The organism is Pseudomonas sp. B1-22, from assembly GCF_050474425.1.
Taxonomy (GTDB): domain Bacteria; phylum Pseudomonadota; class Gammaproteobacteria; order Pseudomonadales; family Pseudomonadaceae; genus Pseudomonas.
This window is the reverse complement of record NZ_JBCHVH010000005.1, coordinates 25,955-47,812: the sequence shown is the minus strand read 5'-3', so window position 1 is coordinate 47,812 and position 21,858 is coordinate 25,955. Positions and strand designations below refer to the sequence as shown.

The 21,858-nt window shown below is 65.3% G+C and carries 19 protein-coding genes; 7 read left to right on the top strand and 12 right to left on the bottom strand.

Features of this window, described 5'->3' with window-relative positions:
• Positions 1-29: 29 nt before the first annotated feature.
• The 10 genes from ACQ5BL_RS19265 to ACQ5BL_RS19220 all read right to left on the bottom strand — a co-directional run bounded on the left by ACQ5BL_RS19265 (position 30) and on the right by ACQ5BL_RS19220 (position 11,890).
• On the bottom strand, positions 30-1,289 hold the full coding sequence (locus ACQ5BL_RS19265; RefSeq protein WP_243808396.1) for an anaerobic sulfatase maturase: 1,260 nt from the start codon (positions 1,287-1,289) through the stop codon (positions 30-32).
• A gap of 24 nt (positions 1,290-1,313) precedes the next feature.
• Positions 1,314-2,147 carry an SDR family NAD(P)-dependent oxidoreductase gene (locus ACQ5BL_RS19260; RefSeq protein WP_243808397.1) on the bottom strand — a complete coding sequence of 278 codons (834 nt, stop codon included), beginning with the start codon at positions 2,145-2,147 and terminating at the stop codon, positions 1,314-1,316.
• A 43-nt stretch (positions 2,148-2,190) separates the two neighbouring features.
• Positions 2,191-4,551: an arylsulfatase gene (locus ACQ5BL_RS19255; RefSeq protein WP_243808398.1), complete on the bottom strand. Its 2,361-nt coding sequence runs from the start codon at positions 4,549-4,551 to the stop codon at positions 2,191-2,193.
• A gap of 71 nt (positions 4,552-4,622) precedes the next feature.
• Positions 4,623-5,099 (bottom strand): 2,4'-dihydroxyacetophenone dioxygenase family protein, encoded by a 477-nt coding sequence (locus tag ACQ5BL_RS19250; RefSeq protein WP_207887315.1) that lies wholly within the window; start codon positions 5,097-5,099, stop codon positions 4,623-4,625.
• 179 nt (positions 5,100-5,278) lie between these two features.
• A complete protein-coding gene (locus ACQ5BL_RS19245) occupies positions 5,279-6,073 on the bottom strand; it encodes an SDR family NAD(P)-dependent oxidoreductase (protein ID WP_243808399.1) in 795 nt (264 codons plus the stop codon).
• 2 nt (positions 6,074-6,075) lie between these two features.
• Positions 6,076-6,366 carry a hypothetical protein gene (locus ACQ5BL_RS19240; protein WP_243808400.1) on the bottom strand — a complete coding sequence of 97 codons (291 nt, stop codon included), beginning with the start codon at positions 6,364-6,366 and terminating at the stop codon, positions 6,076-6,078.
• 13 nt (positions 6,367-6,379) lie between these two features.
• The gene (locus ACQ5BL_RS19235; RefSeq protein WP_243808401.1) at positions 6,380-7,618 is read right to left on the bottom strand and encodes a thiolase family protein; all 1,239 of its coding nucleotides are present in this window, start codon (positions 7,616-7,618) and stop codon (positions 6,380-6,382) included.
• A gap of 39 nt (positions 7,619-7,657) precedes the next feature.
• Positions 7,658-9,229: a class I adenylate-forming enzyme family protein gene (locus ACQ5BL_RS19230; protein WP_243808402.1), complete on the bottom strand. Its 1,572-nt coding sequence runs from the start codon at positions 9,227-9,229 to the stop codon at positions 7,658-7,660.
• A gap of 106 nt (positions 9,230-9,335) precedes the next feature.
• A complete protein-coding gene (locus ACQ5BL_RS19225; RefSeq protein ID WP_243808403.1) occupies positions 9,336-10,469 on the bottom strand; it encodes a saccharopine dehydrogenase family protein in 1,134 nt (377 codons plus the stop codon).
• Between the two features lie 140 nt (positions 10,470-10,609).
• Positions 10,610-11,890 carry an acyl-CoA dehydrogenase family protein gene (locus ACQ5BL_RS19220; RefSeq protein ID WP_243808404.1) on the bottom strand — a complete coding sequence of 427 codons (1,281 nt, stop codon included), beginning with the start codon at positions 11,888-11,890 and terminating at the stop codon, positions 10,610-10,612.
• 118 nt (positions 11,891-12,008) lie between these two features.
• Here ACQ5BL_RS19220 and ACQ5BL_RS19215 point away from each other — a divergent pair, with 118 nt between their 5' ends.
• Entirely contained in the window at positions 12,009-12,890 is an 882-nt protein-coding gene (locus tag ACQ5BL_RS19215) for a helix-turn-helix domain-containing protein (RefSeq protein ID WP_430293213.1), read from the top strand.
• Between the two features lie 70 nt (positions 12,891-12,960).
• Here ACQ5BL_RS19215 and ACQ5BL_RS19210 read toward each other — a convergent pair whose 3' ends face one another.
• Positions 12,961-13,416 (bottom strand): glycine zipper 2TM domain-containing protein, encoded by a 456-nt coding sequence (locus tag ACQ5BL_RS19210; protein ID WP_243808406.1) that lies wholly within the window; start codon positions 13,414-13,416, stop codon positions 12,961-12,963.
• A gap of 642 nt (positions 13,417-14,058) precedes the next feature.
• Between ACQ5BL_RS19210 and ACQ5BL_RS19205 the strand changes: the two genes are divergently transcribed.
• The 6 genes from ACQ5BL_RS19205 (at position 14,059) to ACQ5BL_RS19180 (ending at position 20,015) form a co-directional block, all read left to right on the top strand.
• Positions 14,059-15,345, top strand: coding sequence for an OmpP1/FadL family transporter (locus tag ACQ5BL_RS19205; protein WP_207887306.1), 1,287 nt, complete (start codon positions 14,059-14,061; stop codon positions 15,343-15,345).
• Between the two features lie 193 nt (positions 15,346-15,538).
• On the top strand, positions 15,539-16,135 hold the full coding sequence (locus tag ACQ5BL_RS19200; protein WP_243808407.1) for a paraquat-inducible protein A: 597 nt from the start codon (positions 15,539-15,541) through the stop codon (positions 16,133-16,135).
• Complete coding sequence (locus ACQ5BL_RS19195; RefSeq protein WP_207887304.1) at positions 16,132-16,779, top strand: paraquat-inducible protein A; 648 nt, start codon at positions 16,132-16,134, stop codon at positions 16,777-16,779. Before ACQ5BL_RS19200 ends, ACQ5BL_RS19195 begins: the two co-directional genes overlap by 4 nt.
• Entirely contained in the window at positions 16,760-18,400 is a 1,641-nt protein-coding gene (locus ACQ5BL_RS19190; RefSeq protein WP_207887303.1) for an intermembrane transport protein PqiB, read from the top strand. Before ACQ5BL_RS19195 ends, ACQ5BL_RS19190 begins: the two co-directional genes overlap by 20 nt.
• Positions 18,401-18,428: 28 nt before the next feature.
• Positions 18,429-18,983, top strand: a complete 555-nt coding sequence (locus tag ACQ5BL_RS19185; protein ID WP_243808408.1) for a PqiC family protein — start codon at positions 18,429-18,431, stop codon at positions 18,981-18,983.
• Positions 18,984-19,067: 84 nt separating this feature from the next.
• Positions 19,068-20,015: a Dyp-type peroxidase gene (locus tag ACQ5BL_RS19180; protein ID WP_207887301.1), complete on the top strand. Its 948-nt coding sequence runs from the start codon at positions 19,068-19,070 to the stop codon at positions 20,013-20,015.
• A 167-nt stretch (positions 20,016-20,182) separates the two neighbouring features.
• On the opposite strand, the gene ACQ5BL_RS19175 is transcribed toward ACQ5BL_RS19180, so the two are convergent.
• Complete coding sequence (locus ACQ5BL_RS19175; protein WP_279577357.1) at positions 20,183-21,838, bottom strand: 3-(methylthio)propionyl-CoA ligase; 1,656 nt, start codon at positions 21,836-21,838, stop codon at positions 20,183-20,185.
• Positions 21,839-21,858 lie beyond the last annotated feature (20 nt).

Genomic DNA, 21,858 nt, shown 5'->3' with positions numbered 1-21,858 from the left:
TTCGCCAGCCGGCGCGCCCGTGCAGCGACCTACAGCTTGATCAGCAGCGGGCCGTTGAACGCCTGCATGATCAGCTCGGCCGGCTGGCCGTGGGCGATCAGCTTGGCCATGGCGTTGAGGTAGGGCGTGATGTGGCGGAAGTAGCGCTTGTAGCCCACGCACAGGTAGTTCAGTCCGGGCGCGCCGTCCGGCGTTTCGATGAAGCGGTTCTTCGGGCATTCGCCATTGCAGGCGAACAGGTAGTCGCAGCGGCGGCAGTAGTCCGGCAGCGCCTCTTCCTTCGCCGCGCCGAATGCCTCCTGGGCGGGGGAGGCCAGCAGCGCCGCCGGGTCCTGCTCCACGATGTTGCCCAGGCGGTACTCCGGGTACATGTAGTGGTCGCACGAGTACAGGCTGCCGTCGTGCTCGACTATCGCCGCCTTGCCGCAGCGCGGCGCGAACAGGCAGACGCTGGCCGGTAGCTGGCACCACGAAGCCAGCGCCCACTCGAAGTTCATCACATGGATGCGGCCGACATCGTGGCGCACCCATTCATCGAAGATGGCCACCAGGAATTCCCCGTAGGCCTCGGCCTCGACGCTTTGCGGCGTCATCTGGGCGGCGTGCGCCTGCACATCGCGCAGGCGCAGCTCGGGCGGGGTGGCGAAGTATTGCCCGCGGGCCTGGTCGGGCGCTGTCGGAGCGCGCTCGACCACCGGGTTGAACTGGATATGCCGGGCGCCGGCCTCCTTGAGGAAGCGATAGACCTCCAGCGGCGCGCGGGTCGTCTCGCGGGTCACGGTGACCAGGACGTTGTAGGGGATCGCGTACTGCTGCAGCAGCGCCAGACCCTGCATGGTCTTGTCGAAGCTGGAACGGCCGCGTTTGTCCGGACGGTGCAGATCATTCAGTTCCCGTGGTCCATCCAGACTGATGCCGACCGTGAAGTTTTCCTTCGCCAGGAAGCTGCACCAGGCATCGTCCAGCAGCGTGCCGTTGGTCTGCAGGGTGTTGCGGATCACCTTGCCGTTGGCGAATTCCTGCTGGTAGACCATGGCGCGCTGGAAGAACTCCACACCCAGCAGCGTGGGCTCGCCACCCTGCCAGGTGAACTCCACTTCGGGGCTGCTCTGGCTGGCGATGTAGCGCTGCACGTAGGCGCGCAGCACCTCGTCCGACATGCGAAAGCGATTGTCTCTGGGGTGGAACTGCTCCTTCTCCAGGTAGAAGCAGTAATCGCAGTCGAGGTTGCACACCGGCCCGACGGGCTTGGCCATCAGGTGCATGCCTTGAGGCTGGAAATCGTTCATCGCGTGCACCACCGGCCGAAGGAGTCAGAGATAGCCGATCTTGCGCGCATCGTTGAGCACGATGCGCCGCAGCAGGCCGACCGAGATGCGCCGGAGCTGGAAGATCAGGCGGGCGAAGGGGCCGACCAGAATCAGGTCGCGTCCTTCCTGCACCGCACGGACCATGCTCTCTGCCACCTCGTCCGGGCTGCAGCCCTTGCGCTGGTAGTAGTCCTGCAGGCGGGCGATCTGCTCCTTGCCCACCGATGCCGCGATGTTGCCGTGATTGGCCACGATGGGCGTGTTGATCACGCCGGGGCAGACGGTGGTGACCTGGACCTCGGAATCGCTCAGCTCCATTTTCAACACCTCGCTCAGGCCGTACACGGCGTGCTTGGACGCGGCGTAGGCGGCCATGCTGGGGGAGGGGAAGAGGGCTGCGGCGGAGGCCACGTTGATCACCTGGCGCGGGCCGCCAGCCTCGATCATGTGCGGGATGAAGCTGTAGCAGCCATGCACCACGCCCATCAGGTTGATGTTCATGACGCGCTGCCAGTGCTTCAGGTCGCTGTCCAGGAAGCGTCCCAGGTAGCCGACGCCGGCGTTGTTGATCAGCACGTCGAGCGCGCCGTGGTTGAAACGCACCTGGGCTGCCAGTTCCGCCATGGCGGCGGCATCGGTGACGTCCGTGCAGTAGGTGACGCAGGTTCCGCCGGCGCTCACCAGCTGCTGACGCAGTGCTTCCAGGCCGCGTGAGTCGATGTCGCACAGCAGCAGCGTGGCGCCGTGGCGGGCGAACGCCAGCGCCGTGGCGCGGCCGATGCCGGAGGCGGCGCCGGTGATCAGGACTGTCTTGTTGCTCAGGTCGGCAATAGCCATGGTCGTCTCCGCGGGCCGCACGGCGTGCGGCCCTTGAGTCTGGTCAGGGGAGGTAGCTGATGTGCAGGTCCTGCACCTTGCCGTTGAGGGCGAAGGGCGCGCGGTCGAAGTAGTCCAGCGATACCGGCGAGCCCAGGTCCTCCGCGACATCGAAGGTTTCGCTGGCGGTGAAGGTCAGCGGCGGCGAGAAGGGCGTGACGCCGGTAGCCACTTCCTCACCGTTGACTTTCAGCGTCAGCTTCACCGGCGAACCGGGCTTGGCGGCAGTCGGCTCCGTGAGCACTTCGATCTGCGCGTCCCCGGCGGCCAGGGGGCGTTCGGAGCGCAACTTGATGCGGGCGATGGCCAGGTCGTTGTACTCGTAGTTCACATGCCCCTCGTCCAGGTAGAGCGTCACCCCACCGCCGATGCCGCCGAGCGCGTAGATCACGCCGCTGGCCTTGTCGGGCAGCTGGACGTCGGCGCGGACGCTGCTGTGGCGGCTGCGCAGGTTGGGCGCGGCAAATTCCGGCAGGCGGTTGACCCGCTCGTTGAAGTGCCATTCCTTGCGGTCGCCACGGGCGAGCACGGACGGGTTGAGGAAGGGATACAGGCCCGCGCCGATGGGGTAGACGTGGTTGGCCTTGGCCTGCGCATCGAACTCGGTCTTGAGTTCGGCAAGCTTCTCCGGGAATTTCTCCGAGAGATCGTTCGCCTGCGAGTAGTCGTTGCTGAGGTCGTACAGGGCCCAGTGGTCATTCTGCGGATTCCAGCCCACGAACTGGGAGAAGCCCTGCACCCAGGGCTTGCGCGGGCCGAACACCGAGGCGATCCAGCCGTCCTTGTAGATGCCACGGCTGCCGAGCACCTCGAAGTACTGCGCCGGCTTGTGCGACTTGGCCTCGGCATCGGTGAAGGTGTAGCGCATGCTGACCCCGTCCAGCGGGTCCTGGGCGACGCCGTTGACCGATTTCGGCGGGGTGATGCCGAGGATGTCGTAGACGGTCGGAGCGATATCGTTCACGTGGTGGAATTGCTTGCGCACCTCTTTGTCCGCGCCGATGCCCTTGGGCCAGGAAATGGCCAGCGGGGTGCGCGTACCGCCGAAGTAGCCGGCCACCAGCTTGGTGCCGGGGAAGGGACCGGAGCCCGCCCAGGCCCAGGCGGCGTTGTACATGCTTTCGAGCTTGGCGCCACCCAGTGCCGGCAGCCCGCCGTACATGCCGTTGAGCACCTTCAACTGCTGTTCCTTGGGAACCGGGATGCCGTTCTGCGCGAGCAGCTCGTTGATGGTGCCCTCCATGCCTTCGGCGGAGGCGCCGTTGTCGCCGAACACATAGAAGATCAGGGTGTTGTCGCGTTTCCCCTCGCGCTCGAGCTCATCCAGGATCTTGCCGGCCTGGGTGTCGGCATGCTCCATGAAGCCGGCATAGACCTCCATCAGGCGGGCCTGGTAGCGCTTCTGCTCGGGGCTCAGGCTATCCCACGCGGGGAGTTCCGCCGGGCGCGGCGTGAGCTGGGCGTTCTGCGGAATGAAGCCGAGCGCCTTCTGGCGCTTGAAGGTTTCTTCGCGGTAGCTGTCCCAGCCGGAATCGAACTTGCCCTTGTACTTGTCCGCCCACTGCGCGTTGACCTGATGCGGGCCGTGCACGGCGCCCGGCGCCCAGTAGACGAAGAAGGGCTTGGAGGGGGCGAAGTTCTGGTGATCCTGCAGCCAGTCGATGGCCTGCTCGGCGAGGTCTTCGCTCAGGTGGTAGCCGGGCTTGCGCGGCGGCTCGATCGGCGTGGTGTTGCGGTAGAGGCGCGGCTCGTACTGGGAGGTTTCGCCGGCGAGGAAGCCATAGAAGTATTCGAAGCCGTAGCCGGTGGGCCAGGTGTCGAAGGGCCCTGCCGCGGTGGTGTCGCGGGTGGGCGTGTTGTGCCACTTGCCGAAGGCCGCGGTGCTGTAGCCGTAGTCCTTGAGCACCTCGGCCATGGTCGCCGAGCTCTTGGGGATTTCCCCGGTGTAGCCGTCCCAGTCGGTGGCCAGCTCGGCGATGACGCCGTTGCCCACCCGGTGGTGGTTGCGCCCGGTGAGCAGCGCCGCGCGCGTGGCGGAGCTGATGGCGGTGGTGTGGAATGCGTTGTAACGGATGCCGCTGTCGGCGACCCGGCTCAGGGTCGGCGTATGGATGCCGCCGCCGACGGTGTCGGATTGGGCGAAGCCGGCGTCATCGAGCATGATCACCAGGATGTTCGGCGCGTCCTTGGGCAGGTGCGACGGCGCCTGCCGTTGCTGGTGCCTGGATTCCTGCAGGGTCGGCTTGGCATCGCTGGCCGAGGGGGTAGGGGGAAAAGGCAGGCTGTCCTGGGCTGTCGCGACTGGGCTGCCGAGCAGCGCCCCAACAGCGAGGGCAAGCTCCCCGACACCGGGTTTCTTGATCATGTGGGCTGTCCGTTCTTGTTCTGGGTAAGGAGCCCGCGGGCGCGGAGACCAGCGGGCAGGGCAGTGCCGGATCAGGCGGCGAAGCTGGTGATGTCCTTGGCTTCGATACCGTTGGCCTCGCAGTAGGCCAGGTAGCGCTGGACACCGGTCTTCCAGTTTTCGATGGCGCAGACGTTGTCGTTTTCGTCGAAGTACAGGAGGTCGCCCTGGGTGATGTTCAGGGTGATGATCTCGTCGCCGTACTCGGTCAGGGCGATGGGGGTATGGCTGGTGCCGGCGGTCTCGAAGACCACGCCGCCCTCGCGGGAAATCCAGTCATGCTCGATGTATTTCCAGGCACCCTTGATGGTGTAGACGATCACGGTGCCGGAGTGATGGTGCTTGGGCAGCGAGGCCCCGGCCGGTACCTTGAGCAGGGTGATGGTCTCGCCCCGTACCGGGTCGCACTTGATGTACTTGAGGAATACCTCGTTGCTGTAGGGCGTGAAGGGAATCCAGGGCAGATCCTCGTCATTGATGGCGGCAGTGTCGATCGATTCGTAAAGCATGGGCAACGCTCCTTGGCACAAGCACGACGTGGGTTTTGAACTCGTTTTCGATTGTGCTGGGGGGCTTGGCGGGGCACCCCCCTCTCGCTCGGGGGGCTTCGTCGTACGGCCAATGGCATTGGCCAGCGTCACGGGGGCTCGTGGGGCGTGCGTGGCGGGCCCGCTCGGGGGCCGTGTACTCAGCTCAGGCGGCGCACCAGGGCCGGGTAGCTGTTGGGCAGCAAGCGCACCAGCCAGTAGATGGTGCGCGACAGGTGTCCGGTGAGGATGCGCTTCCTGCCCTTGCGCAGGCCGCGGATGATGTCGGCCGCGCAGGTTTCCGGCGGCGTCACCAGCATCTTTTCCGCCTGGCCGGCGAATTTGTCCTCTTCGGCGCCCGCCGCCGCCACCCGTCTTCCGGCGCGCTCGATGTTCGTCCTGATGCCGCCGGGGTGCACGCAGACCGCGCGTACACCGGTGCCGTCCAGTTCCTGCCACAGGCACTCGGTGAGGCCGCGCACGGCGAACTTGGACATGTTGTAGGCGCTCTGGCAGGGGAACGCGAGCAGGCCGAACACGCTGGAGATGTTGACGATGCAGCCTTCGCGCTGCTTCAGCATCATCGGCAGGAAGGCCTTGGTGCCGTAGAGCACGCCGTAGAGGTTGAGGTTCAGCTGCCACTCGTACTCGTCGACTGAGGTATTGGCCACCGTGCCGACCACCGTGGCGCCCGCGTTGTTGATCACATAGTGGACGCCGCCGAAATCGCGCTGCACGTCGTCCGCGTGGGCGAAGACCTCGGTACGCGAGCTGGCGTCGAGCTTGTAGCCGCGGGCAAGCGCGCCGGCAGGCAGCGACTTCAGAGTGTCCTGCAGGGCGCCTTCGTTGATGTCGGACAGCGCCAGGCGCGCGCCCGCTTCGGCGAGTTGCTGGGCCAGCGCGCGGCCGATACCGGAGCCGGCGCCGGTGATCACCACCACCTTGTTCTCGAACATGTTCATTTCCTCTGCAGCGGGGAGTGGGCCAGCGGCGCATCCGCATTGCGGCGCAGGGGCCACCAATGCAGGAAGCCGAACAGCAGCGTCAGCAGCAGGCTCGCGGCCAGCGGGCCCGGGTAGCGGCGCAGGGTGCGGAACATCAGCAGCGCCTCGAGCGCGTGAGCGGCCAGGAGGAGCACGGCGGCATACAGCAGCGGCGTCTGCAGTCCGAACGGCAGCGCAGTGAACAGGCCGGCGAGGGCCAGTGCGTAAATGGCCAGGCAACCGGCCTTCAACATCGTGCTTGTCATCTGAATGCCCTTGTCATTTGCTCAGGATGTGGATGGCCAGGGCGGCTTCCTCGATGCCCTGCAGGCCGCCGCCGTTTTCCTGGATCGCATGGCGCGCGCCTTCCACCTGGCGTGCGCCGGCTTCCCCGCGCAATTGCGTCACCAGCTCGTACAGCTGGCCAATGCCGGTGGCGCCCAGTGGGTGCCCCTTGGATTCCAGCCCGCCGGAGGTGTTGATCGGGATTCGCCCGCCGAGGGTGAAGTCGCCGCGCTCTGCCGCCGGTCCGCCTTCGCCCAGGAGCGCCAGGCGCAGGTTCTCCGCCTGGATGATTTCGCCCATGGCCGAGGCGTCGTGCACCTCGGCGACATGCATGTCCTCCGGCCCCAGGCCGGCCAGCTCGTAGGCAAGGTCCGCGGCACGCCGGCCGACATGCAGCTCCGGCTTGTCCAGCGAGCGGTGGCTGAAGCTCTGGATCACGCTGGCGGCCACGCGGATGCAGCGACTCTTGTCCGCGCCGATGCGCTTGAGGCCCTCTTCGGTGCAGAGGATGGCCGCCGCGGCGCCGTCGGAGAGCGGGGCGCACATCGGCAGGGTGATCGGGTAGGTGATCGGCGGCGCGGCGAGGATTTCCTCGACCGAGAATGGCTGGCGGAACTGGGAGTAGGGGTTGTGCACCGAGTGGCCGTGGTTCTTGGCCGATACCGCCGCGATCTGTCGCTGGGTGGTGCCGAAGGTCTTCATGTGGAAGCGGCACATGGCGGCGTAGATGGCCATGAACTTGCTGTACGGCCGATCCGATTCCGAGCCTTCGGGAATCTCCACCCCTTCGCCCATCTTCACCAGGGTCTGGTAGTTCTCCTGTGCGCGCGCGACATCCCAGCCGCCCTCGAAAATGGCGAAGGCCTTGGCCTTGTCGGGGATGTTCATCTTCTCCGCGCCCAGGGCCAGGGCCACGTCGGTGACGCCGGCCTTCAGGCTCTGCACGGCCAGGTTGACCGCCGAGCTGCCCGAGGCACAGGCGTTCTCCACGTTGAAGATCGGGATGCTGTGGATGCCGATCTTGCTGAAGACCACCTGGCCGGGGATGGAAATCTGCCCCTGCAGCGTGCCGTTGGTCATGCCTGAGTAGTAGGCGACGCCGATGTCGTCGCTGCCGCAGCCGGCATCCTTCAGCGCACCGCGCAGGGCCTCCTGGGCCAGGTCTTCGATGCTGCGCTCTGGATGCCGGCCGAATACGGTCATGGCGATGCCGGCGATATAGATAGTGCTCATCCTGTTCTTACCTCGGGTTCCGGGCTTGGCTGTACCGCTTCAGATGCTGCGGCGGGTGTCGGCCCAGTAGCGGGCGCGCAGGTCCTTTTTCAGCACCTTGCCGACCGGGCTGCGCGGCAGTGCCTGGACGAAGTCCACCGACTTGGGCGCCTTCACGGAACCAAGCTTTTCCTTGCACAGGGCGATCAGCGCCTGCGCGTCGATCTCCTGGCCGGCATTGAGCTCGACCACCGCCTTCACGGCTTCGCCCCAGTGCTCGTCGGGTACCCCGATCACGGCGCAGTCCTGCACCGCCGGATGGCTCCACAGCACCTGCTCGACCTCGCTGGGGTAAACGTTGAAGCCGCCGGAAATGATCATGTCCTTCTTGCGGTCGGTGATGTGCAGGTAGCCTTCGGCGTCGATATGGCCGATGTCGCCGGTGTGCAGCCAGCCATTGCAGAGGGTCTCGGCGGTCTTGTCCGGCGCGTTGTAATAGCCCTTCATCACCAGGTCGCCGCGCACGCAGATTTCGCCGCTCTCGCCCTGGGGCAGTATCTCGCCCGCGTCGTTCATGATTTCGCAGCGGATCAGCGGGCTGGGGCGGCCCACGGAGGACAGGCGCTCGTCGGAGGCCACATTGCCGCTGGCGTCGAAGTGCTCGACCGGACGCAGGAAGGCGATGGAGCCCGGCGCTTCGGTCTGGCCGTAGCCGCCGGCCATGACCGGGCCGAAGGTGTCGATGGCCTGCTTGAGCTTCTCCACCGACATGGGCGCGGCGCCGTACATGAAGTACCTGAGCGAGGAGAAGTCGACCTTGTCCTTCAGCTGCGGGATGTCCAGCAGGCGGTAGATCACCGTGGGCGGCAGGAAGAATTCCGTCACCTTGTATTGGGGAATCGCGGCCAGCAGCAGCGCGGGGTCGGGCTTGGTGACCACCACCACGGTGCCGCCCAGCGAGGTGCAGGGCAGGGACAACAGGCCGGCGGTGTGGGTCATGGGCGCGGCGGCCAGGTTGACCGGCCGCTCGTTGGCGGCGTAGGCGTTGCCCAGCAGGAAGTGCGCGCAGAAGGTCTGCACGCTGCGGTGGGTGTTCATCACGCCCTTGGGCGCACCGGTGGTGCCGCCGGTGGCGGAGACCATGATCACGTCGTCCAGGTCGACCGCCAGTTGGGGGCGATCGGCCGGCTGGTTCTCCACCCAGCGGTTCAGCGAAACGCTGCCGGCAACTCCGGTCGCCTCGCCATCGACGCAGATCCAGCGCTTGATGCCGGGAAGCTGCGGCTGCAGTTGGGCGATGGTGTCGGCGAAAGCCTGCTGGAAGAACAGGACCTCGCAGTCGAAGGCATCCAGTACGTAGCGATTTTCCTCGGCCGAGTTGCGTGCGCCGACGGGAATCCAGCACATGTTCGCGCGCCACAGGCCGAGGGTGCAGGTCCATGCGTTTACGTCATTGCCGGCCCAGATGGCGCCCTTGGTTTCCTTGGGGAAACCCTCCGCCAGCAGGGCGTTGGCAATGCGGCAGGACTGCTGGCCCACCTCGTCGAAGCTGTAGTGACGGTCGTCCTGGATGTAGGCGCTGCCCTGGGGGTTGCCCCGCCAGCCGCGGTCAAAGAAATCGATGATGGCCATGCTTTGTTCCTGATCTGTGCCGATGGCGTTGGAGCCGGAGCGGCAGGGTTGTCCGCAAAGGGTGAGAACCCCTTGCGGACCCTGAGTCCCGGTCTCTGGCGTGTCACTACATGCGGGTGACGGTGGCGCGGGCCAGGCCGCGCTCTTCGAGGAAGCCCAGCAGGTAGCGATGGCCGAAGGCCTTGGACCCGGAGGCGAAACCGACCTTGTTGGTCTCGCCGTCGATCAGCTTGATTGCCGCGGCAGCCTGCAGGGCGCCGGTGGCGATGTAGGCGGTGGTGCCGAAGACTTCGGCGCGCACGGCGGACAATTGGCCGCGGCCGATGGCGGTATCCACCATGCGTACCTGGGTGGTGCGCTCGCGCGGCGGCATGCTCGGGGTGGTGGATTCGACGACCTGCCTGATCACCGCATCCTGGTGCGTCGGGGGCAGGTCCTTGTACTCCTGCTCCCACTTGTAGCCCAGCTGGTGCACGCTCTGCATGACGTTGTTGTCGTAGAAGCCGACGCAGGAAACGCAGCTGCGCACGCGCGGGTCGTTCTCGAAATAGATCGGCAGGGAGGTGCCGCCCCACGGCAGGGCGAAGACCGGCTGCATGAAGTGCGGCGAGGTGATCTGGAAGGAGGTGTGGGCCGGGTGCTCCTTCAGCTTGCCGTCCCACAGGTAGTGCTGCCTGGCGCGCAGCATTTCGAAGATCGACGCGGTCGAGCCCACGGTGACGCCGGCGACGCCCTCACGCGGTCCGCGGCACAGGGTGCTGGTTTCCAGGGCGTCGATGCCCGGGTGCTCCAGTGCCAGTTCCGCTGCGATTTCGGCGAAGCTGTACATGTAGGCCAGCGACGGCGAGACCAGCAGGCCGGCCTGGCGGTAGAGCTCGCCGAACTCGTCGCGCACCGCGCGGATGTATTCCTGCTCGCCGGTGGTGTCGATGTGGTGGCAGCCGGCCTTGAGCGCGGCCTCGACGGTGGTCAGTCCGTAGTTGACGAAGGGGCCCACGGTGTTGCAGACCACCTTGGCACCGGTGAAGGCCTTGGTCAGTGCTTCCACATTGTGTTCGCACTCGATGATCTCGTAGGTGGCCGACTCCAGGCGCACCACCCGTTGCGCCATCATTTCCTGCACGCGGCGGGCACTGCGGGCAACGGCGGTGAAGGGGATGTTCTGGTCGATCAGCCAGTCCATGATCAGCATGCCGGTGTAGCCACTGGCGCCATATACGACTACGGGATAGTTGGCCATCTGTTGTTTCCTCGAAGCTTTGTTGTTGTAGGAACTTCCCTGGCAGGTGTTCGCGCGCGGGCGGCCGGCGCTGACGTTCAGCGCGGGTGTGGCCGGCGGGGTCCCGAAGGCAGGGGAGTAGGGCAGTCAGGCTCGTGCAGTCAGTTCTGCGCCCAGCCTTCGGCATAAAGTTGCTGGGCGAGCAGGCCCAGGCGCATGGTCAGCACGCGGTTCTCGCCGTCCTCGATCAGCGCGGCACGCGCGTCACGGAAGACTTTCTCGATGGGGTACTCGCGGGAGGTGCCCGCACCGCCGAACAACTGCAGCGCCTCGTCCGCCACGCGCATGGCGGCCTCGGTGACCGTGACCTTGGCCGAGCCGGTGACGTAAGGGTGGGTGTTGGCGGACAGGCGTGCGTAGGCCAGCGAACGACGCGCCGTGGCGCGCGCCAGTTCGACCTGGCGCAGCATGTCGCCGAGGCGATAACGGGTGAGCTGGTGGTCGATCAGCAGGCGGCCGCCCTGTTTGCGTTCGTGGCAGTACGCCAGCGCCATCTCGAAGGCGGAGCGCGCCAGCCCGGTGAACACCTGGGACATGTGCGTGCCGGCATAGGACCAGGCGGAGGCCATGTTGCCGTAGTACTCGTCCTGCAGGGCAACCGCGTAGCGCTTGGGCACGCGCACGTTGTCGAAGTAGATCTCGCCCTGGGGCAGCGGGCGCTGGCCGATCTTGTCCAGGGGCTTGCCACGGCTCACGCCCGGCAGGTCCAGCGGCACGATCACGGCCATGCCATGGGGGCGGCCGTCCGCCTCGAAGAAACCGTTGCCGTAATCCGCGCCGATGTAGCAGAGGGCGACCTGGGCCACCGCGCCGTTGGAGACCCAGGCGGAGCACTGGCCGTTGATCACGATGTCGTCGCCGCGCAACTGGCCCCAGACGTTGCCCTTGTTGCCGTTCTGGCCGGGGACCCACTCGCGGGCCATGTCGAACACCTGCACGTCGCTGCCCTTGTCGGGCTGGGTGATCATCCAGCAGCCGATCTTGCCGGTGCACAGTTCAACCAGTTCCTGGTTGCCCGTGGCCACGGCCATCTGCAGCGGGAAGCCGGCGGCGCCGAGGGATACGCCAAGCCCGGTGTCGCCCCAGCCCAGCTCCTCGCCGATCATGGATTCCACGCGGATCGCCGTGGCCGGCGGCAGCTCCTTGAGCAGCTCCGGGCTCAGGCCCAGCTTGGCGTACTCGGCGAACACGCTGTAGTAGGGGGAGCCGGGCGCGACCACGTCGCTCGCGCTCATCTTGTCCAGCTCGGTTCCCAGGGGGCGCAGCACCTCGCGGGCGAAGCGATGCACCGAAGCCTGGATGGCGGACTCTTCCTCGCCAAGCGGGGTTTCGAAGCCGGTCAGGCCGACGTCGGGCAGGGTCAGGTGAGATTTCAGTTGCATGGTTTCCGCGCCTCGCGCTGTTCTTGTCGTGGCTGGAATACTGCTCCTGATCGGCGCTGGTTCCTTTCAGCAATTGAGCGTATTTTTGTCAAAATCCGCTCATCATGGAGGACGCCATTTGCTGCAATCCAGCTGGCTGCAGGTGCGCGAGGAACTGGGGCAGATGCCCATTCTCGAAGGCACCATCGGCGGCGCGACGCCTCTGTTCGTCGAGCGCTACATGTACCAGACCATCGAGCGCACCGTGTCTGGACTGGGCTGTACCGGCCTGGTGAGCCAGTTCGGCGGCGGGCAAGTGCTGGAGGGCGAACAGGACCACTGGCGGAGCCAGAACATCCCCACCAATACGCTGCTGGTTCCGCGCGGCGCGGCCACCCACTGGCACTATTCAGGCACGGTGGATTTCGCTGTCTTCTATTTCCTCGAAGACGGCAACGACACCATGGCCAACCTGGAGTCGCTGGCGGATGCGCGAGGCCAACCGACGTCGTTCAGTGACCCCCTGGTGGGCGCCGCCGCGCAGCAGCTGGTGAGTGAATTGCACAAGGGCATGATGGCGGACCAGGCCTTCATGGCGCAGTTGGCGGCGGTGATGCTGGAGCAGACCTATCGCGTGCTGACGACGCCGGCCTGCGGCGGCATCAACCCGCGTCACGCGCATTTCTCGCGCTTGCAGGCGGTGCTCAACCATATTCACCAGAACCCGGCGGAGGACCTGTCCGCAGATGCCCTGGCGAGCCTGGCCGGGGTCAGCCAGGCGCATTTCCGCCGCCTGTTCCTGGAGGCGGTGGGTATGCCGCCGCATCGCTATGTGCTGGCGGCGCGGCTGGAACAGGTACGCAAGCTGCTGAGCCTGTCGGAGATGCCGCTGGTGCTCATCGCCCAGGAATGCGGCTTCAGCAGCCAAAGCCACCTGACCGCCTGTTTCCGGGCCGCCCACGCGGTGACGCCGGCACAGTTCCGCGCCAGGCTGTCGCGCAACGCCAAGCCAACGGCATAGCGGAAACAAAAAGCCCCGCCAGGTGTGGCGGGGCTTCCAGACATCGGGTTCGCGGCGATGTCGGCAGGGATCAGCCCTGCGGTACGACGCGTGCGTCGCCGCCGGTGCCCTCGATGTAGACCGCCATGCCCTGGCTCAGGCTCTGGTTGACCGGCTGGGTGACGGACACCAGTACGCCGCTCTTCATGCGGACGATGATCTGCTGCGCTTCCTGGGGCTGGTCATACTTCTTCTTCTCCGCATAGTTGCCGGCCAGGGCGCCGCCCAGCACACCGGCAACCATGGCGACGTCGCGGCCGGTGCCCTGGCCGATCAGGCTGCCCAGTGCCGCGCCGCCGACGCCGCCGAGCACGGCACCGATCCCGCTGTCATGGTTGGTCTGCATCTGCGTCAGGGTGATCTGTTCGATGCGTCCGGTGCGAATTTCCATCTCACCCGGCCCGCCATTGCCCGGGCCGACGTTTGCGCAACCGGTCAGGGCTGCGGCGACGAAGAGAGCAGCGATCCACGAAGTCATGGGTTTCATCAATAAATTCCTCACATAGGGCTGTTGCACTGCCGATCATTTTTCTGGGTGATTCAAGCGTGCGGTTTCCATGCCATCCGGATGCTCGATCCTGGCTGATCCGGATTTCTGCTCCATTGAAATGGGCGCAGGCAGCTGGAGCGTAGCGATGCGGCGTGGGCGTGGCTAGTCCATTCCACCTGGCAACGTTAATTTCGTCACCCGTTTTGCTGCGGCAGCTCTGTGGCAAGAGCTTGGCGAGTCAGTGCGCTGAAGTTGGCTCGAATGTGTTGTGCATCACAAAATCATCAAGGCAAGAGGCGTTCAACGGGCCCTGCCTCAAGCAGACGATGTTGATTGACGGGGGTTGTCAGTATCGTTGCTACTCACGCCTGGATGCGGAATTGCGATGGGCGTCGTGCGCGAGTCCGTACGAATTTTCCGGTTTGCACTATGCTGGCAGGGCGTGAGCCGCCGAATTGCTCGGGTGGGGCCGATGCACCAGTACCGCAGAAACCGCGTAGGGGAACGGTACGGAGGGCGGAGCGAATTGAATGAGGTGGAGGTCAGGGCCAGGGACTTGATCTCCCTGTTCGTCGAACGTCGCCGTCTCATTGCGCCACATCCAATTAGAAGTCCGAATAATCTGGAAGGGATACCACCATGAAGTTTGCCTTTGCCCCAGTCCTCGCGGTAGGCGTGTTCGCTTTGCCATTGTCGGCAATGGCCGGGGGAATCATGCTGTACGAGGTCGGCACCGATAACGTCGGGCTGGCCAACGCCGGTGCTGCGGCCAGGGCCCAGGGGCCGAGCACCCTGGCCAGCAACGTGGCGGGCATGGCGCTGTTGAAAGGCACTCAGATCACCGCCGCCGGGCAGCTGTTGCACAGCAACCTGGAGTTCCACACCGATTCCGATACCAACATCGACGGCGGCGACAGCGGCAACGCACTGGAGTGGCTGCCGGGCGGGAGTTTCTTCGTCACCCAGGAGTTGAACGATGGCTGGTCGGTGGGCTTCGCCGCGTACGGGGACTTCGGCCTCAGCCTGAACTACGACAACGACTGGCAGGGCCGTTACTTCCTGCAGAACGGCTCCATCCTCGGCATGACGCTGATGCCCTCGGTGGCCTATCGCATCAACGATCAATGGGCCGTGGGCCTGGGCGCGCGCGCCTTCTATGCCGCGCTCGACTCGAAGATGGCGGTGGACAACGATCCCCTTGGCGTCCTGGATCGCCCCGATGGGCGCATGAAATACAAGGACAACGACTGGGCCCTCGGCGGTAACCTCGGGGTGATCTACGAGCCTCGCGAAGGCACCCGGCTGGGCCTGAGCTATACCAGCGAGATCCACGTCAAGTTCGAGGATCGCATGGACCTCGAAGGGCTGGGCCCGGTCGCCACCACCGCGCTGGGCAACCGCGGTGTACTCGATGCAAACACCAAGATCGACATGAACGTCCCGCAGACGCTGACGCTGAGTCTCTTCCAGCAGCTCGATTCGCAATGGGCCTTGCTGGGCAGCCTCGGCTGGCAGGACTGGTCGCGTTTCGATGAGATCGGCGTCGACCTGGACAGCGCCAATCCCCATTCGGCGACGTTGAATACCCATTACAAGGATACCTGGCACGCCTCGGTGGGCGCCCAGTACCGCTTCGATCCGCAGTGGCTGTGGAACATGGGCCTGGGCTACGACAGCTCCGCCGTCAGCGATCACAACCGTTCCCTGACCGTCCCCACGAACGAAAACTGGCGCCTGGGTACCGGCTTTACCTATTCGCTGGACAAGAATACCGACATCAACTTCAGCTACGAACTGGTATGGATGGGCGACATGTCCGTCGACCAGCAGAAGCCGTTGCCGCTCAACGATCCCAAGCGCGTCTCGGGCGAGTTCGACAATGCCTGGATCCAGGCGTTTGCCGCGAGCGCGACCTGGCGCTTCTGAGGGCGCACAGGCAGGTTGACTGAACGCTCGGGCGGCCTTGGGGCCGTTCGAGCACGGACGTGGTGTTTGCACGGGAAATACGCCCCATTGGCGTCCCGCCCGCGCATTGCGAGCCACACGGATTGCCAAGGACGCTGAAGGTAGCGGTTCCGACGTCCTCATGGGCCGCTGGAATCTCTGCACGGACACCTGAATGTCCCAGACCGATGAACTGATCATCTGCGAATACTGCGATGCCGTTTACCAGCGCGCGCCGCTGCAAACCCGTCAGCGTGCGCTGTGCGTGCGCTGCGGCGGCGTGTTGCAGCGGCACGTCGCGCTGACGGTCGAGCAGCGCCTGGCGCTGAGCCTGACTGGCGCGGTGTTGCTGGCTTTCGCCAACTTCTATCCGGTAATGACCATCGGCATGCAGGGGATTCACAATTCGGCGACCCTCTGGGACTCGGTGCTGATCCTCAGTTCCGGCACCATCACCTTCATCGCCTTGGTGATGGCCCTGGCCATCATCATTGCGCCCGTGCTGCAGGTGACCTTGCTCATCTGGCTGCTGGGCTTCGCCCTGTGCGGGCGCCGCGCACCGGCCTTCGCCCTGTGCATGCGGGCGCTGGAGGGCGTGCGGCCGTGGAGCATGCTGGAGGTCTGCCTGCTGGGAACCCTGGTGGCGGTGATCAAGCTGGCCGGGCTGCTGGAAGTGATCCCCGGCATCGGCCTGGTCGCCCTGGCCGCCCTGAGCATGCTGCTGATCTACGTAGCAGGACGCGATATCCGCGACCTCTGGGGGCAGGTGTGAGTCAGCCCCCACTGGCGGCGGAGCTGAATCTGCGCCTGTGCCATGGCTGCGGCCATGCCTGCGACCTCGCGCGGGACTCGCATCGTTGCGAGCGCTGTGGCGCCCCGTTGCACGCGCGCAAGACCGACGCCATTACCCGTGGCTGGGCGTTCCTGCTGTCAGCGTTGGTGTTCTACGTGCCGGCCAACCTGCTGCCGGTGATGCGTACGGAGATGCTCGGGCATGGCTCCGACAGCACCATCGGCGGCGGCGTGCTGGAGTTCTGGGAGGCCGGCGCCTGGGACATCGCGCTGATCATCTTCATCGCCAGCGTCGGCGTGCCGGCGATCAAGTTCTTTTCCCTGGGGCTGCTGCTGTTCACCGCCCAGCGCCGCAGCGCCTGGGCACGCCGGCAGCGCTCGCAGCTGTACCGCTTCGTCGAGCTGATCGGCTACTGGTCGATGCTCGACGTGATGGTGGTGGCACTGGTCGCCGCCCTGGTGCAGATGCAGGGCTTGGGCACCATCGAGCCGCGCCCCGGCATTCTGTTCTTCGGCCTGGTGGTGGTGCTCACCATGCTTTCGGCCATGAGTTTCGATCCACGTTTGATCTGGGACAGCGATCCGCAGAAGGGAGACAAGGTCAATGGTGCAGGACACCGATAAGCAGTCGCAGCCAGGACAAGGCGAGGTGCAGACCCGCCGCTGGAGCGTATCGCTGGTCTGGATAGTGCCGATTGTGGCGATGCTGATCGGCGCGTCCCTGGTGGTTCGCAGCTGGATGCAGGAAGGGCCGGTCATCTCGATCTCCTTCCATACCGGCGAAGGGCTGGTGCCGAACAAGACCCAGGTGAAGTATCGCAGCGTGGTGATCGGCGAGGTGCTTTCGGTCGAACTCGCGCCCGATCGCAAGAGCGTGATCACCAAGGTCCAGCTGTCCAAGGAGGCCGAGTCGTTCGCCCGACGTGGCGCCCAGTTCTGGGTGGTGCGGCCGCGTATCGGCATCGGTGGCGTGTCCGGGGTGGATACGCTGCTGTCGGGCAACTTCATCGGCGCCGATTCGGGGGATTCGAAGGTCTCGGAAAAGAACTTCATCGGCCTCGAATCGCCGCCGCCGATCACCTATGGCGAGAAGGGCAAGCGCTTCATGCTCAGTGCCGACGACCTCGGCTCGCTGGATATAGGCTCATCGATCTATTACCGGAAGATCCCGGTGGGGCAGGTGGTGTCCTATGCCCTGAAGGCCGATGGCAAGGGCGTGGACATCGGAATCTTCGTCGAAGCTCCTTACGATGCCTTCGTCACCCAGGACACGCGCTTCTGGAACGCCAGCGGTGTCGATGTGGCCGTGGACGCCAACGGCCTGCGGGTCAATACCGAATCCATGTCCTCGATCCTGGTGGGTGGCCTGGCCTTCGGCAGCCCGCCGCATGCGGGCGAGTCGGCGCCGGCGGCTGACCTGCAGGTGTTCGAGCTGTTCGGCGATCGCGACACGGCACTGGCGCCGCCCTCCGGAAGGCCGGTCTACCTGAGCCTGCGTTTCGACCAGTCCACGCGGGGCCTGTCGGTGGGCGCGCCGGTGGAATTCCTGGGGGTGGAGTTCGGCAAGGTCACCTCGGTACAGCTGGACTACGATCCGGCCAAGCAGAGCTTCCCGTTCATGGTCGAGACGGTGGTCTATCCGAAGCGACTGGGACCGATCCACCAGAAGATGCTGCAGCTCTTCCATCACACGCCTGAAGATGAAGCGGGTACCCGGGACATGGTCCGTACCTTCATCGAGCGGGGCCTGCGTGCCCAGGCCCGCAGCGGCAACCTGATCACCGGGCAGAAATACATCGCCCTGGACTTCTACCCCGATGCCGCGCCAGTGGCGTTCAAGGACACACCCCAGCCGTACTCCATCCCCACCATCCCCAGCAACCTGGAGCGGTTGCAGGAGCAGTTGCAACAGGTGGTGGAACGCATCAGCAAGCTGCCGCTGGATCGCATCGCCAACAACCTCGACGGCAATCTGCGCGAGTTGCAGAGCAGCCTGAAACAGTTCAACACCCAGACGCTTCCCGGTGTGACCAGCACGTTGGCCGAGGTGCGGCAGACCCTGCAGTCGGCCAATGCGGCGCTGGCGTCGGGCTCTCCGCAGCGCGAGCAACTCAGCGAAACCCTGGACGATCTGGATCGTACGTCGCGCTCGTTGCGTGACCTCTCCGACTACCTCAGCAGGCACCCCGAATCACTGATTCGCGGCCGCCCGAAGTCCGCGGACCCGAACGACCTGCAGCCCTGATAGCGCATTGCCAAAGGAGTGAATTCAGATGCCGAAGCTGCAAAAACTGTTGATTGCCGGACTGCTCCCCTTGTTCTGGGGATGCAGCAGCGCGCCCCTGCATTACCACACGCTGGTACCGTCGCAGCCGGCGCCGCAGGGCAGTGCGAACATCCGGATCGAACGGGTGAGCCTGCCGCCGCAGGTGGATCGCACGCAACTGGTCATCCGCCAGGGGAGCAACGGATTGCTCATTCTGGAAACCGAATGGTGGGGCGCCAACCTGACGGACGAGTTCCAGAGCGCGCTGCAGGACCAGCTCGGCGCGCCCACTGGCGGTGCCGCGCCCACGCTGTTGCGGGTGGACGTGCAGCGCTTCGACTCGGTGCCCGGCAGCTACGCATTGCTGGACGCCACCTGGCGCCTGAAGCGCCCGGGCGAACAGAAGGCGCTCACCTGCCGCACCACCGTACAGACCCCCGCGGACAACCGGGTGGAGAGTCTGGTGAGTGCGCACCAGGTCAATCTGCGCAAGCTGGCCGGTGCCATAGGCCAGGCCGGGAGCGGTACCGGGCTGGGGCGTTGTCCCGCGCCGGTGAACTGACAGGCCGGGCTCATCGCCGCTATCGCGCTCTGCCAAGTCTGATAGTCTCAACCGCACCCAGTTCGATGGCGAGTGATGGAAAAAATGCTCAACGATTCTCCTGTACCCCAAGCGGTCGATAGCCCGATCACCCGTAGCGCGATCTTCCTCGTCGCAACCTTGACGCCCGGTGAGGAACATCTGGATTCGGTGCGTTCGCTGTGCGGTGACGTAGCAGCCCTGGTCCGCTCGGTGGGCAAGCGCGTACCCGCTGGCAACCTTTCCTGCGTCGTGGGCTTTGGCTCCCAGGCGTGGGACGTCCTCTTCGGCGCTCCGCGTCCCGCATCGCTGCACAGCTTCCGCGAAATCGGCACGGGCGAGCGCGTTGCCGTCTCCACGCCCGGCGACCTCCTGCTGCATATCCGCGCGGAGCAGATGGACCTCTGTTTCGAACTGGCGACCCTGCTGCTCGCAAGGCTGGGCGATGCGGTCCGCGTGGTCGATGAAGTCCACGGCTTCCGCTATTTCGACATGCGCAGCATGGTCGGCTTCGTCGATGGCACCGAGAACCCGGTCGGCCGCGAGGCGGAGCACTTCACCCTGATTGGCGAGGAGGATGCGGACTTCGCCGGTGGCAGCTATGTCCTGGTGCAGAAGTACCTGCATGACATGGCGGGCTGGAACGAGCTTTCCACCGAGGCGCAGGAACGCATCATCGGGCGCACCAAGCTGTCGGACATCGAGCTGGACGAATCGGTGAAACCGAGCTGTTCCCACAGTTCGCTGACCACCCTGGAGAAGAACGGCCAGGAAGTGAAGATCCTGCGCGACAACATGCCTTTCGGCCGCCCCGGCTCGGGGGAGTTCGGCACCTATTTCATCGGCTATGCCCGCTCGCCGGAGCCGGTCGAGGAGATGCTGGAAAACATGTTCATCGGCCGCCCCGCAGGCAATTACGATCGCCTGCTGGACTACAGCAAGGCGGTGACGGGGAGCCTGTTCTTCGTGCCGTCCGCCGATCTCCTGGAGTCGCTGGCCGACAAGGCGCCATAACCCAGAGGCCACGGCTCAGGCCCAGGGCGCCCCTCGATCCGGCGCCGGAAGGCCTCGGCGGTGGCTGTGTCGAAGTCTTCGGCGAGCGGGTCGACGGCGCGCTCGGAATACCCCGGCTCCAGTGGCGCGGCACACTTCATCGTCAACGATGAGGACGACAGCGTGACTCAGGCCGTTGGCAGCCGGTAGTCCCGGAGCATCTCGCGGAGCTTGTTCTTCAGCATCTTGCCGGTCGCACCGAGCGGGATGCTGTCGACGAATACCACGTCGTCCGGCGTCCACCATTTGGCAATCTTGCCTTCGTAGAACCCCAGCAATTCCTCACGAGAGAGTTCGCTGCCGGGCTGGCGGGTCACCACCAGAAGCGGGCGCTCATCCCACTTCGGGTGACGGATGCCGATGCACGCGGCCATCGCCACCGCCGGGTGGGCCATGGCGATGTTTTCCAGGTCGATGGACCCGATCCACTCTCCGCCGGACTTGATGACATCCTTGCTGCGGTCGGTGATCTGCATGAAGCCGTCGGCATCGATGGTTGCGATGTCGCCTGTCGGGAACCAGCCATCCACCAGCGGATCGCCAGCGTCGTTCCTGAAGTACGAGGAGATGATCCAGGGGCCGCGCACCATCAGTTCGCCCGAGGTCTTGCTACCGGGCGGGATTTCGACGCCGTCCGCGCCGACGATCTTCATGTCGACGCCATACACCACCCGGCCCTGTTTTGCCTGAAGGACGCGCTGCTCCGCGGGGCCCATGGCAAGGTGCCCGGCCTTGGGGACGCAGCAGGTGCCGAGCGGGCTCAGTTCGGTCATGCCCCAGATATGCAGCACCTGCACGTCATGGCGGTCCTGGAATGCGGCCATCATGGCCGCGGGGCAGGCCGAGCCGCCAATGGCGGTCCGGCGCATGGTCGAGAATGTCTTGCCGGTTGCTTCGACATAAGCCAGCAGGCCCTGCCATACGGTGGGGACGCCAGCGGACAGGGTGACTTTTTCCGACTCGAACAGTTCGTACAGCGATTCACCGTCGAGCGCAGGCCCCGGCAGTACGAGTTTGGCTCCGACCATGCAGGCTGCGTACGGCAGGCCCCAGGCATTGACGTGGAACATCGGCACCACCGGCAGGATGGTGTCGCGGGCCGAGCAGTTCAAGGAGTCGGGGAGGGCGGCGGCGTACGTGTGCAGCAGCGTCGAGCGGTGGCTGTAGAGCACGCCCTTGGGATTGCCGGTGGTGCCGGACGTGTAGCACAGCGACGAGGCACTGTTCTCGTCGAAGGTCGGCCAGACGAAATCTTCGGCTTGGGAGTCGAGCAGATCTTCGTAGCAGAGCAGGTCAGGGATCGCGGAAGTCGCCGGCATATGCGCGCGATCCGTCATGAGAACGAAGCGCTTGATGGTCGAGACGCTGCTGGCAATGGATTCGACCAGCGGCAGGAAGGTCAGTTCGAAGAACAGGACGGTATCTTCCGCATGGTCGGCGATCCAGGTCACCTGATCCGCATGCAGGCGGGGATTGAGCGTGTGCAGGATGGCGCCGGAACCGGACACGGCATAGTACAGCTCCAGGTGGCGGTAGCCGTTCCAGGCCAGGGTGGCGACGCGATCGCCAAAACCGACCCCGAGCGCGGGTAGCGCATTGGCCAGGCGGCGCGAGCGGCGGCCAAGGTCGCGATAGGTCTGCCGGTGAATATCCCCCTCTACGCGGCGGGAGACGATTTCCTGGTCGCCATGATGGCGCTCGGCGTGGGTGAGGAGCGTCGAGATCAGCAGCGACTGCTGCTGCATCAGTCCATGCATGTCGGACACCTTCGTAATCACGTTCATGAGAATGACCATGCACCTGG

Bases quoted from the DNA above. Each gene is read 5' to 3' on its own strand.
- ACQ5BL_RS19265 (WP_243808396.1), bottom strand. From the start codon at position 1,289: ATGAACGATTTCCAGCCTCAAGGCATGCACCTGATGGCCAAGCCCGTC.
- ACQ5BL_RS19260 (WP_243808397.1), bottom strand. From the start codon at position 2,147: ATGGCTATTGCCGACCTGAGCAACAAGACAGTCCTGATCACCGGCGCC.
- ACQ5BL_RS19255 (WP_243808398.1), bottom strand. From the start codon at position 4,551: ATGATCAAGAAACCCGGTGTCGGGGAGCTTGCCCTCGCTGTTGGGGCG.
- ACQ5BL_RS19250 (WP_207887315.1), bottom strand. From the start codon at position 5,099: ATGCTTTACGAATCGATCGACACTGCCGCCATCAATGACGAGGATCTG.
- ACQ5BL_RS19245 (WP_243808399.1), bottom strand. From the start codon at position 6,073: ATGTTCGAGAACAAGGTGGTGGTGATCACCGGCGCCGGCTCCGGTATC.
- ACQ5BL_RS19240 (WP_243808400.1), bottom strand. From the start codon at position 6,366: ATGACAAGCACGATGTTGAAGGCCGGTTGCCTGGCCATTTACGCACTG.
- ACQ5BL_RS19235 (WP_243808401.1), bottom strand. From the start codon at position 7,618: ATGAGCACTATCTATATCGCCGGCATCGCCATGACCGTATTCGGCCGG.
- ACQ5BL_RS19230 (WP_243808402.1), bottom strand. From the start codon at position 9,229: ATGGCCATCATCGATTTCTTTGACCGCGGCTGGCGGGGCAACCCCCAG.
- ACQ5BL_RS19225 (WP_243808403.1), bottom strand. From the start codon at position 10,469: ATGGCCAACTATCCCGTAGTCGTATATGGCGCCAGTGGCTACACCGGC.
- ACQ5BL_RS19220 (WP_243808404.1), bottom strand. From the start codon at position 11,890: ATGCAACTGAAATCTCACCTGACCCTGCCCGACGTCGGCCTGACCGGC.
- ACQ5BL_RS19210 (WP_243808406.1), bottom strand. From the start codon at position 13,416: ATGAAACCCATGACTTCGTGGATCGCTGCTCTCTTCGTCGCCGCAGCC.
- ACQ5BL_RS19205 (WP_207887306.1), top strand. From the start codon at position 14,059: ATGAAGTTTGCCTTTGCCCCAGTCCTCGCGGTAGGCGTGTTCGCTTTG.
- ACQ5BL_RS19200 (WP_243808407.1), top strand. From the start codon at position 15,539: ATGTCCCAGACCGATGAACTGATCATCTGCGAATACTGCGATGCCGTT.
- ACQ5BL_RS19190 (WP_207887303.1), top strand. From the start codon at position 16,760: ATGGTGCAGGACACCGATAAGCAGTCGCAGCCAGGACAAGGCGAGGTG.
- ACQ5BL_RS19185 (WP_243808408.1), top strand. From the start codon at position 18,429: ATGCCGAAGCTGCAAAAACTGTTGATTGCCGGACTGCTCCCCTTGTTC.
- ACQ5BL_RS19180 (WP_207887301.1), top strand. From the start codon at position 19,068: ATGCTCAACGATTCTCCTGTACCCCAAGCGGTCGATAGCCCGATCACC.
- ACQ5BL_RS19175 (WP_279577357.1), bottom strand. From the start codon at position 21,838: ATGAACGTGATTACGAAGGTGTCCGACATGCATGGACTGATGCAGCAG.